At 60.4% G+C, this 11024-nt stretch carries 12 protein-coding genes and 1 pseudogene; 1 reads left to right on the forward strand and 12 read right to left on the reverse strand.

Annotated elements, in window-relative coordinates; all coding sequences use genetic code 11:
* Positions 1-293: 293 nt before the first annotated feature.
* From RIN13_RS10700 to RIN13_RS20500, 6 genes and pseudogenes are all read right to left on the reverse strand, one after another.
* Entirely contained in the window at positions 294-569 is a 276-nt protein-coding gene (locus tag RIN13_RS10700) for a DUF1508 domain-containing protein (protein WP_309107318.1), read from the reverse strand.
* 383 nt (positions 570-952) lie between these two features.
* On the reverse strand, positions 953-1807 hold the full coding sequence (locus RIN13_RS10705) for a PfkB family carbohydrate kinase (protein ID WP_309107319.1): 855 nt from the start codon (positions 1805-1807) through the stop codon (positions 953-955).
* Positions 1808-1885: 78 nt separating this feature from the next.
* Positions 1886-3337: a HAMP domain-containing sensor histidine kinase gene (locus RIN13_RS10710; protein WP_309107320.1), complete on the reverse strand. Its 1452-nt coding sequence runs from the start codon at positions 3335-3337 to the stop codon at positions 1886-1888.
* On the reverse strand, positions 3337-4011 hold the full coding sequence (locus RIN13_RS10715; RefSeq protein WP_309107321.1) for a response regulator transcription factor: 675 nt from the start codon (positions 4009-4011) through the stop codon (positions 3337-3339). The genes RIN13_RS10710 and RIN13_RS10715 overlap by 1 nt, the downstream gene beginning before the upstream one ends.
* Positions 4012-4037: 26 nt before the next feature.
* Positions 4038-4538 carry an SgcJ/EcaC family oxidoreductase gene (locus RIN13_RS10720; RefSeq protein ID WP_309107322.1) on the reverse strand — a complete coding sequence of 167 codons (501 nt, stop codon included), beginning with the start codon at positions 4536-4538 and terminating at the stop codon, positions 4038-4040.
* A 510-nt stretch (positions 4539-5048) separates the two neighbouring features.
* Positions 5049-5360, reverse strand: a pseudogene (locus RIN13_RS20500) (DUF6228 family protein); the annotation flags it as partial.
* A gap of 419 nt (positions 5361-5779) precedes the next feature.
* Here RIN13_RS20500 and RIN13_RS20505 point away from each other — a divergent pair.
* Positions 5780-6115: a barstar family protein gene (locus RIN13_RS20505; protein ID WP_375164761.1), complete on the forward strand. Its 336-nt coding sequence runs from the start codon at positions 5780-5782 to the stop codon at positions 6113-6115.
* Between the two features lie 100 nt (positions 6116-6215).
* On the opposite strand, the gene RIN13_RS10725 is transcribed toward RIN13_RS20505, so the two are convergent.
* The 6 genes from RIN13_RS10725 to RIN13_RS10750 all read right to left on the reverse strand — a co-directional run.
* The gene (locus RIN13_RS10725; RefSeq protein WP_309107323.1) at positions 6216-6770 is read right to left on the reverse strand and encodes an RNA 2'-phosphotransferase; all 555 of its coding nucleotides are present in this window, start codon (positions 6768-6770) and stop codon (positions 6216-6218) included.
* Positions 6771-6804: 34 nt separating this feature from the next.
* Complete coding sequence (locus RIN13_RS10730; RefSeq protein WP_309107324.1) at positions 6805-7317, reverse strand: hypothetical protein; 513 nt, start codon at positions 7315-7317, stop codon at positions 6805-6807.
* A gap of 423 nt (positions 7318-7740) precedes the next feature.
* Complete coding sequence (locus tag RIN13_RS10735) at positions 7741-8151, reverse strand: DUF6228 family protein (protein WP_309107325.1); 411 nt, start codon at positions 8149-8151, stop codon at positions 7741-7743.
* A 4-nt stretch (positions 8152-8155) separates the two neighbouring features.
* Positions 8156-9649 (reverse strand): Fis family transcriptional regulator, encoded by a 1494-nt coding sequence (locus RIN13_RS10740; protein ID WP_309107326.1) that lies wholly within the window; start codon positions 9647-9649, stop codon positions 8156-8158.
* A complete protein-coding gene (locus RIN13_RS10745) occupies positions 9642-9947 on the reverse strand; it encodes a helix-turn-helix transcriptional regulator (protein WP_309107327.1) in 306 nt (101 codons plus the stop codon). The genes RIN13_RS10740 and RIN13_RS10745 overlap by 8 nt, the downstream gene beginning before the upstream one ends.
* Positions 9911-11024, reverse strand: a 1114-nt coding sequence (locus RIN13_RS10750; RefSeq protein ID WP_309107328.1) for a site-specific integrase, incomplete at its 5' end; no start/stop codon positions are given. The genes RIN13_RS10745 and RIN13_RS10750, both read right to left, overlap by 37 nt.

Consider the following 11024-nt stretch of genomic DNA (forward strand, 5'->3'; position numbering starts at 1 on the left):
CCGAAGCGGCCTGGCCGCCACCTCCGCAGGCAGTAAGGGCAATAGCTGACGCGGCCAAAACGGCTACTAGAGATTTCTTAAACACAACATCCTCCCGGAAGCGTTAGTTACATGCAGGCGGGAGACCCCAACACCACCGTTGCTGCAAACTGAAGCAGATTCGCTCTGGCGATAAGTGTGAACGCTAACAAACCGGTCCGTCAAGTAAGTTAGATCACATTTTGGTGACGTCAAACGTCGGGGGAGTGTTGTGGGAGGTCGACAGGAGCAGCGCCCCGGTTAACGTCGGATGGTCAGACCGTGCGGGCCGGGAGGAAGCTGTAGGGGCGCCGAACCACGGCACGTCGCGCTAAGGGGCGCTGTTTCGGGGCTGGTTCCGAGGTGGACTTTGGGCAGAGGTCCTGGATCAGGCCGGTTCCGGCGCATTCACGTACATCTTTGATTGCCGCGGCAGCGTGACGCTTATCAGCGAACTTCTCGGAGACGGCGAGCACAACTCCATTGGGGGCAACCAGCCTGAACCGCACCTGCGATTCGGCATCCATGAATACCTCGAATGATCCTGCCATGAACTTGCTCCTTCCAGGCAACTCTGCCTTTGAATCTTGGTGGGCACATGCTTGGCCAACGTTCGGCGAGAAATGATTACTGATCTCGTCGAACCCAACCGGTCGGTCCGCGTCCAGTGAAACGGCAGGCAACCCCGCAACGATGTTTCCAGAACGGGGTGGAGTCCATAAGGGACAAAAGTCCCGAAATCGGCGAAAACAGGGGATTGCTAGGGATTCTGGGCAGATAATGGCCCAGTCGTGGCCCGTTCCGCCCTGACATGCACGGCGGTTGGTGGGCCGGGGGTAGGCGATCTCCAAGAAGCGAGTGTTGCCCGAACGTCCAATGCCGTGACAAGCGACCCTGTCGAAGGGTCGCTTTGGGCTCACGCGGTGAGACGGGATCATTGCCCGAGCATGGGGTGCAGATGTTTGCTCTCAATGGCAATGCGCGCCTGCGCCGCCGCTGCCTTGAGAGCATCTCCAAGTGACGCACCGTGAAGGCTCGCAGCCAGGAGCCCGGCAATGAACGCATCGCCGGCACCGTTTGTGTCCACGACGTCGGCGGGAACTGCGGCTATCTGATGCTGCGCCCCGCCCCTTTCCAGTGCGATCGCGCCTTCCGCCCCCCGTGTGCATACAGCCAGGCGAGGACCCCGGTCGAGGCAGGAGCGCAAGAGATCCCAAGGATCGTTGGCCTTGTCGTCGTTCATGAACACTGCATCGGCCGCACGCAAGAACGGTTCATGAAATGCGGAGGACCCGTCATAGTCCTGGAGGTCAACCCACAACGGCGTACGCCGGGCCCCTTCGCGTTCCAGTAAAAGCAGGCCAAGCTCGCTCATATCAATTACGGTGAGATCCGCCGCCGCGATCAGAGCAGCAACGGCTTCGAGATCGTCTTCAGCTGGCGTGGAAGGTACTGCAATGGAAATGGAGACGCGGCCGCCGTCGTTGGTCATTAGATTGACGTGGCGCTCGGTGCGTTCAGACGCAATCGCTTCGCAGGTGATGCCGGCCGCGGCAAGTGCTCGCCGGACCCGCCCGCCCTCGTAGTCCGGTCCCAACGGTGAGCACAAACGCACATCGATACCGAGATGCGCAAGGTGCAGAGCCTTGCCCGCCGAAGTTCCCCCGACCGTCTCCCAGGAGGCCAACGCGAACTGCATGTGCGGGACAGGCTCCGGGAGATGGTCAAGGAGGATTAGCTGGTTCCAGGAGGCCGAGCCGCAGACAACGACCGTAGGGGAAACGGACATGCCCTTTTCAAGCACTTTCAAGCCGCTCCGACACCGTGTACTTTCCGAGGAGGTGCTCGCTATCGGTCGGGGCGCGGCCTAGTGGTCTTTGTCTCGTGGTTTTCTCCAGACGGGAAGGGTTACCCGGACGGTGAGCCCAGTGGGTGGGCTGGATCCGGTGATCTGTGGAACTGCACTGGGTTGGGTGAGTAGCTGAACATTCCCGGTGTCGTGTTCCACGAGTTGGCGTACGATGGGCAGTCCAAGGCCCGAACCGCCGGGGGTTTTGCTCCAAAAACGGTCGAACACACGTTCAAGCTCTTCGTTCGTCAAACCTGGCCCTTGATCGGCGACATCCAGGATCACCTGCCCGTGGCTTTCGCGGACCGTGACCGTGACCGTGACAGTGGTGCCAGGAGGCGATGACTGCAACGCGTTCGCCAGCAGGTTGTCTAGAACCTGTTCAAGGTGCCCGGCGGTTATCCAGGCGAGGACTGGCAGATGATCAGCACCGGTGATAGCGGGCGGAGAGCTGACCAGTTCGACGGCGGCCTCCTCGGAAGCCGCGCTCCACGCATCCAGTCTGCGGGCAACAACCGCCCGGACATCGATTGCTTCGGGGCGTCTGATAGCAGACTGGGCCCGGGCCAGGGCAAGGAGGCTGTTGACCAGCCGTGTCAGCCGGCCGGCCTCCGCCAAGGCCTTGTCTACTGCTGACTTCTCGTCGCGGTTTTCTAGCCTGTCACGCAGGTTGTCCAGGTTCAGGCGCAGGGCTGTGAGTGGTGTTCGCAGCTGGTGAGATGCATCGGCAGTGAATGACCGTTGGGCTTCCACAAGCGTTCCAATCCGTCGGGCGCCATCGTTGAGCGTTTCCGCCAGTCGTCGTGTCTCCGGGGGGCCGGCGAGGGAGGGATCCGTTCGAGCCGTGAAGTCGCCGGCGGACAGCTGAAGGGCCATGGCGTCCAACAGGCGCAGGGGTCGGGTGAGGGACTTGGCAAACATGGCAGCCAGGATCCCGGCGAGCATGAGGACTGCAGCGCCGGTCACAAGCCGAAACATCCATACGTTACCCAGATGCTCCCGTACGGGGGCTTCGGGGTAGGTCAGCCGGACCGCGCCGTCGACCCGTCCTCCTGGTGCCACTGCCGGCACCGTTACCTGCAGTCCCGGCTGTCCCAGCACCGACTTTGGCAGCCGCTGGACCCGTTCCTGCCCTTCCAGCGCGGCGGTGAAGTCGTCGTCGTCCGGGTTTTGCACTTCCCGGCCCAGTGCAGGATCACCGGCGGCTGTTATCAGCTCCACCCTGCCGCCAGTCTGATCTTCGAGGTTGCTGCGCAGCGTCTCCAGGGCGAGCAGTGCCCCCCGGGCGGTCGTGCTGTCCGCCTCTTCTGCCGTCGCCAGCAGGACTGCCACGGTGCGGGCTTCACGCAGACCCACCTCCCTCTGATCCTCGTGAAGCAGCCCGGCGAGGCTGATACCGACCGGCACGGAGAAAGCGGTTAGCGCTACTGCGACCAGCACGAGGTAAGAGATCACCAGCCGGCGGCGCATCAGCTTCTGTCCAATCGGAAACCGACACCCCGCACGGTGGTGATCGTTAGTGAGCCCGCGAGCTTCTGGCGAAGTGCCGCGACATGCACGTCCAGCGTCCGTGTGGAGCCGAACCAGTGGGTGTCCCATACAGTGTCGATCAGGCTTTCCCGCGTCAGCACTGTGCCGGGCCGCTCGACCAAGGTAGAGAGCAGGTCGAACTCCTTCGGTGCGAGCGGCACCTCCTCACCCCCGCAAAATACCCGACGTGCAGCGGTATCCACCTCTACTGATCCCACCCTGAGCCGTCCCTCAGTGTCTTGGGCCGTAGCTGATGTTCGGCGGGTTACAGCACGGATGCGGGCAATGATCTCCCGCACCCCGAACGGTTTGGCCACGTAGTCGTCAGCGCCGACCTCAAGGCCGGCCACGGTGTCCACTTCGTCGCCACGGGCAGTAATCACGATGATGGGAACAGCCGAATGCGAGCGTAGGCGGCGGCACACGTCGAGGCCGTCCATGTCCGGAAGACCCAAATCCAGCAGCACGACGTCCGGATTGTCCGCTGCCAGGGCGGCGGATCCGGTGGTGACATGATCGACGTCGAACCCGTACCGGATAAGGCCCTCGCGCAAAGAGTCGGCGATGGACAAATCATCTTCAACCAGCAGAATGTGCACGTCTAAGATTCCCACAGACAGGTGGGAGCCAGTTGTGAGGACTACTTGGCCGCCGGCTCCTTAGAGGAATGGTGTTCAACGATCTTCCATTCGCCGTTGATCCGCTCATAGACAAAAGTGAACCGGGCCTTGACCACTTCACCCGTGGTGCCCATCGTGAATGAGTAGAGACCCGAGTGCGAGACGGCAGCGGGGCCAAGCGTGCGCACCACGCCCTCGTCCACACTGCCGGAGGGGTCGTTCTGGAGGAAGGCAGTGAAGTAACCAACGCGCTCGGCACTCGTGTCATGCACGCTGGAGGCAACGGTGGGCAGCAGCACTGCGTCGGTTGCGTACATGGCATCCACCTTGGCGGGATCCCCGGTAGCCAATGATGCGTTCCACTTCTCGAACAATGCCTGGACTTGTTGTTCTGAGATCGTGTTGGCCGGTATGGCGCTGGGCCCGTTCACTTTGTTTTGAGCCGCTGCGCTGCCGGCGACGGCCAGGGTTATCAGGGACGCGGATGCAACGATGAGGGCTGTCTTGGTTCGAGTGTGCATTGGGAACCTTTCCTGTTTGTGATCCGAAATTTCCGGACCATTGCTGATGCCTCCACTCTCTCGAATCGCTTGCCAGCACACGGTTAACGTGCTGTTAGTAGTACGACAGGAACAGCCCAACAAGCCTTCGCAAGCTGGTAACCAAGCAGATAGTGCCGCTGAACCAGCCGTGTAGCCGCCTTGACCAGCATCAGGGCCATACTTATTCCCCGGCCGATCAGCTCGATTGCCATATGCCGGCTTATGAGACGGGGATCGTGTAAGGAAACAGGCAGCCTCCCTACTGATTTTTGAACTGGCATGCACGCATATTTGTGGGGCGGGAGTAATCGGTTTCCGCCGTTCCCACCGGCATGCTTGTGTTCGGCCATATGCTTTCAACACTGGTCATTGGCGGGCGCTCGGGAGACCTTCGAAGAGCGACTGAAGGCTCTTCCAGACAGAGCGACCAAGGCCACCACTGGCTGTACCAGGATCTGACGAGGGCATAAGCCTTCCTACCCGCCCGGTTTAACTGGTATGCGCGGTATCCATGAGCCAGGAATACCCGCCCCATCCGAGAAGGTGATGAGAATCTGTCCCAGGGCTGAAGAGCAATTCCAGAAGCTCACGATTTTGGCGCCGCCAGCATCCCTGGAGTGCCTCCACTGCTTCAGTCAGTTCTTCACCGGGATCTAATGTGAGTTCTCCCTTTGCCGCCCATGGAGTCGGGCGGTCGAACTCCCCGAGCTCGAAAGAGAGCCTGACGTGTCCGTCGTGCTTCGCGGACAGCCGAAAATCTCCCTCCAGGGAGTCAAAGTTCTTGTTCTCGTCCCAGCCGCGCCAATTGAGTGCGACTCCTCAAAAAAGGACAGCAGCGCCGACCAGCCGTCGAATCGTAGATATTTTTGCTGGCGCGAAGTCCTTGCAGTTCCGCGGTGACCGTCAGGTTATCGGTAGTTCCGTCCGGGCTGCGGAGTGTCCCTTCAACGCGGAACTTGAGCGTGCCTTGATGTCCGACTGCCACCTCATTCATGACATCATTCTCCCTCAGGAGCTCGAACAGTCTGACCCGTTTGACCCTTCTATAGTTGTCAAGCTTGGCCAACGAGCAGGTTTGACGCGTTAAAAGTTTTGTAAATCCGTCGTGCGAGATAGCGCTTCACGCATCGACGGATTCTTTTTGTTCTCCTTCGGAAGTACCGGAGAACGTTCGTCAACGAGCCGCACAGGCTCCTCCATGGCGAGATGTACGGGTTGAGATGCATACGGATCTTGCTTCCGCTCTTCGATTTCCCGCCTACTACGGCGCAAATCTCGACGCGCTCAATGATTGCCTTAGTGATGTGGCAACTCGTACCTATGGGTGGTCCGAGTCAGACACTGGCCTGGTCTGCGTGCTCAATGGATATGACGAGTTCTTGGTACAGAATCGCGCTACGGCTCAGTCCATCCTTGATATTTATGCTCGCCAGGCTGCCTACGCAGCGTTATTCGGTCACCGCATGATGTGTCTCGTCAAAAGCTCAGATCGGCAAATTTACATTGCTCCTGTCGGGGGAACGCCGGTCAGCTGGAACCACCTGGAACTTCAATAACTCATTGCATAGAAGTGTCTGAGGCGTTCCCCTTCAAGTTGCGCGTAGAAGATGGCCCAAACTGGTCTGAATGAGACGTCGTGCCCGTTGTGCAGGCCCCTCAGGGGGCCTTATAAATCCGGATAAATTCCGCCGGAACGTGCTTTGCGAGCCAGACGATGTCGCTTCCGCGGAAAAACATAACACCTCTGCTGTTCGCGGACGTAGCGTCAACGCTCAAAACCACCGGGTGTGGGCTCTTGCGGCCGCCAACGAGGAACGCGGTGGAGGGATCCTTGGACATATGCACGGATTGCCTTCCCATTGGCAGGAGTCCGCCTGTGAGGATGGAGCGGATGCTCTCAGGGGAGGTTCCGTGAAAGAGCTCATCCGGTGGAGCGGAGCGGACCATGACGAGCGCGCCGGGCGTGCTGTGACCGTAAAGTGCCCGGATCATTTGGCCCTGAATCTCATGACGGGGTTTAGCGGCGGCAGCAATCATCAGCCGCAGATCAGACATGCCAAGGTCCGTCCATTCAGGGGACTCTTTGCGAAGTGCGCTGAGAAGATCCTCCACGCGTGTCCAACCCTGGTTGTCAAGCTCAAGTTCGAACAACCACGGCTGATGGCGGAGGGCCCGGGAGACTGCTTTGCTCAACTTGGTCAGGTCGATCACCTTGCGCTCCCCAAAATGATTTGTACTCCGTCTATTAGAACTCAATCAAGTCGTCAATCGCCGAATGTAGCCAGCTGTTGAAGTCAGGGAACTCACCACGCGCTTCCCACCCCGGAGACGCGAAGTCGTGGACTATGGCGACCTTTCCGGACTCGAGATCCCAGCACGCGGCATCGTCATTGTCTTGGCGCTTGGCGAAGAGAATCAGCCGGCGCTGAGGATAACGTTCGGCCATGCCCCGGTTGAGTGCACGCAAGTGATCGCCCGTCAGTATCCACCAGGGTTCCAGCTCGAAAAGTTCGAGCTCCACCAGCCGAAGAAGTCCGCGCGGGTAGGAAAATCCCGTCGGTAGTTCCTCTGGAGTCAGCAGTAACTCGTTCGTCTTAACTTCTGGCTCAGCAAATGCGACTGGTGTCGATTCGAGCGGAGGACCAGTTGCCGCTACTTTTCTTCGAAAGAGTCTCATAGCAAGAGGTAACCACAGGTTCCCATCCAGACCGCAAATGGTGCTATTCCCGTGCTTTAACTGGCATGCACGGGTATTCATGGGACGGGAGTAGCCGGGAAAAACGCTTCGCTTGCCGCTGGCATAATTGGCTAGTCTTCAAGCGGAGCTCTCGAAGAGAGTGAATGTGATCGCGATGGCCCGAGGCGGAGAAATAGACCTCACTGACGAGGAACGGGAACTCCTGCGGCGAGGCCTCCTTGAGTGGGGCGGGCCAGCTCGATGCACCGAGGCAATGGCAGTTGCTATCGGATTTAGTAGCGTCACGGACTTGCTGGACGAAGGCCGGCGAATTGCCGACGATCTCTTGGCCGGGCGAGCCTTGATGAAAAATGATTGGCGCCGGGCACTGCTTGCCACTGAAATCGTCTTCGTCAGCGATGTCTTGGGTTCAGGAGTTGACTGGTCCACCACAACGGGCAAGGGGCAGCGTCTGTCTCAGGAGTGGAGAGTATTCCCAGAGGCTCACGATTTTCGGGTCGCCAGCAAGTCCCGAAGTGCTTCGACCGCTGCAGTCAGTTCTTCACCGGGATCTATGGTGAGTTCCCCCTTGGCCGCCCATGTGGTCGGCCTTTCGTACTGCTCGAGTTCGAAGGAGAGCCGGACGTGTCCGTCGTGCGTCGCGGACAGTTGAAAATCTCCCTCGAGGGAGTCGAAGGTCTTGTCCCCGTCCCAGCCGCGCCAATTGAGTGCGAGCTCCTCGAAAAAGGAGAGGAGCCCCGACCAGCCGTCGATATCGTGGACGTCTTTACTGGCTCGAAGTCCTTGCAGTTCCGCAGTGACTGTCAGGTTATTGATTGTCGCGTTTAGGCCGCGAGGTTCCCCCGCAACGCGGAAGTTGAGCGCACCCTGATGTCCGATTGCCACCTCATTCATGACCTCATTCTCCATCAGGAACTCGAACGGTCTGGCGCGTTCGCTGTTCGTGGGCGGCCGCGATGTATTGGGCGTAGGCGGCTGCCGAGTCGGTGGCGTGGCGTTCGATGGTGGTGGGGGAGTAGCCGAGGGTTTCGGCGATGATGGCCACGGGTGCAAGTTTGGTGAGTTCGTGGAGGGTTCCCAGTCGTGCGGCCCGGGTGCTGAACAGCTTGCTGAGCCGCGTTGTGAGGTGTCCGGGGTGGATGTGTCGTCCTGGTGAGGCTCCGCGGAATACCCAGTTTGTGTTGGGGTGTGAGGCGGTCAGGTCATGGCCTGGGTTTGCGGAGAGTTCGCGCCATGGTTGGGCCAACGGGTCTGGAAGGGCGATCTGAATTGTTCCGAGCTGGATGGTTACCAGTTCTTCTGTGATGGTCACGTCGTCCCAGATCACTCGTGCGATGTTTTCAGCCTGTTGTCCGAAGACGAGGATGAGGATGGCGGCGGCGCGGTCACGTGTCTCCAGTCCGCTTTCGTGGATGACTCGTTTGAGTGCTTCATCCTGTCCGGGCTTGGCGAGTCGTGGGCTGGTGCCGCGGCGGTGCGGGACGATGGTGAGCCCGGGCGGGGCGGCTTTGGTCTTGATTGCCCATTTCAGAAACCGTTCGGCGATCTGTCGGGTTGTTGGCCCTTCGGCTTGCCATATGTCGAGGTGGGATTGCTGCAGCTCGGGCAGTTTGATGTCGTGGTCGGTGAGCCAGTTCAGCAGGTCGATGGCCACGGTGACTTCCTGTTTGGCGCGGAGGAAAGTGCCACGCGTGACTTCGTCCATGTGGTTCATCCGTCGTTGGTGGTGCCAGCGGATGTAGCGGCGGATCACGTCGAGGTTCTGAGGATTCTTCACGCGTTCGAGGGTTTGTGCGGCCCAGTTGTCGTAGCGCTTACAGAGTTCGTCGCGTTGGGGGAGCACTCCGTGTTCTGTGAGGAGTCCGCGGACGTATTCGCGCGTGCGTGAGTCGGGTAGTTCGTCGAAGGTTTCGTGGGTGATCCTTGGTGCGGCCGCGAGGTTTCGGAGGAACGCGGTGACGTGCTTTTGGCAGATCCAGGTCAGACCGCTGTTCGCGCGTTTCATTGACTTCAGCGCGGCCTCCAGCGGGATCAGATCGTTGGCGATGGATCCCGTGGCCGGGTCGGTGAGCAGGTCATCGACAACATTTCCGAGGACGCAGGTCCAGCAGCGTCCGCCGCTGTGAAGTTCGTCCTCGGCTCCGCAGGTCCGGCAGTCGACGTTGAGCCGGATGCCTGAGCATCGACGGCACGCGGGTTGGTTATCGATGAGGCCGGGCAGGACGCCTTCGTGTCCGCAGGAGCAGGTGCCTCGGGTGCGTTTGGCTTGCTGGTAGCAGTAGCCGCAGACTCCGCCGTCGGGCCACTGTGCGACGGTTTGGTGGTGCTGGCCGCAGCGGTTGCAGGGGACCGGCCAGCGGATGGGGTCCTCTGCTTTGCGTGGCCTACTCACCGTCCTCAGGAGTGACGAGGCGGATGCGCTTGGCGATCGGGTTACCTGGTTGGATTCCGAGGTCTTCGCTGCGCTGCGGTGCGTTGGCTGTCGCTGCGGCGCGCATCTCAACGAATGGTTCGAATAGGTCGTTCGGCGTGCAGTCCAGGATGTCGCAGAGCGCTGCGAACGTTCTGGCTGGGATGCGTTCCGGCGTGGCTGTGACCAGCCGGTAGACCTGGCTCTCGGAGAGATTGATGCCCCGGGATCTCAGAAGGGGCATCAGCTCGGTGGTCTTCCAGAGGTTGCGTTTGGCCATGAGGGGACGCAAGTTCCAGCGGTAGCCGATCCGGCGCTGTTCAGGCATTTGGGTCCTCCAAGGTCGTGATGCGGCGGGCGATCATCTGCTGCACGGTTTTCTGCTTGAAGTCCGACGATACCGATGTGTAGAGGCCGGTGGTTGAGGCCGGTGGTTGAGGCGTACGAGTGGCCGACCTGTGTCTGCACGAATGCCGGGTCGTAGCCGGCTTCGATCAGGTGGGTCACGTAGGAATGCCTGAGGCAGTGCAGCCCCAGTTCCTTGGGCAATCCAACGGCGTCCCGTGCAGCTGCAAAGGCATCCCCGAACGAGCCAAGCGACATGCGGGCGCCCCGCTCGCTCGGCCACATCGCCGATGACCGGTCCGCTGTTGCGAAATTCGCTCGCATGCCTTCGGCCGTCCATGTCCTCAGCTGATCCACGACCCAGTCGAACTCCGGCACAGTCAGAACAGTGCGTCGCCTGGGCCCTGAACCTGCAGTGCCTTTGGCAAACCGCACCTGGATGGCACCGAACCGGCCATACTCAGTCACGTGGGGATTCGCGCCGAAGTCCTCCAGATCCAGCATGGTCATCTCGCGCCGGCGAAGCCCGTAGGCGTAGCAGACTTTGAACGCCACCGAATCACGGAACAGTGGCAGCCAGCGCTTGGTGCCGGCCGCGTACTCACGGTAGACGAGATCGTCGATGTGATCGAAAATTCGTTGCAGCTCCGCCTTGGTGAACGCCCGCCGCTGTGCCGGTACGGCGTCATCGGTCGTGCGCCTGGGCGTGTTCCATTCAAAGCAGATCTGGCTCGGAATATCGCCGAAAGTGCGTTCGCAGAACTCACCCCATCCATAGCCAGGATGCGTCAGGTAGGAGCAGAACATCGCCACGGCATTGCTATACGAGCGCAGCGTCTTCAGGCTGATCGGCTTCTCACCGGAACGCAGCCCGGCGAGGAATTCATCGATATCGACCGGGCGCCATTGCCACGGGAACTCACCGGTGAACTCCTGGAACCGGCTCAGCAACTGGCAGCGTTTCTTGATGGTGTCCGTCGTGAGCCCTCGTGCCAGCATCTGTGCCCGCCAG

The organism is Arthrobacter sp. (assembly GCF_031179985.1).
Lineage (GTDB): Bacteria > Actinomycetota > Actinomycetes > Actinomycetales > Micrococcaceae > Arthrobacter.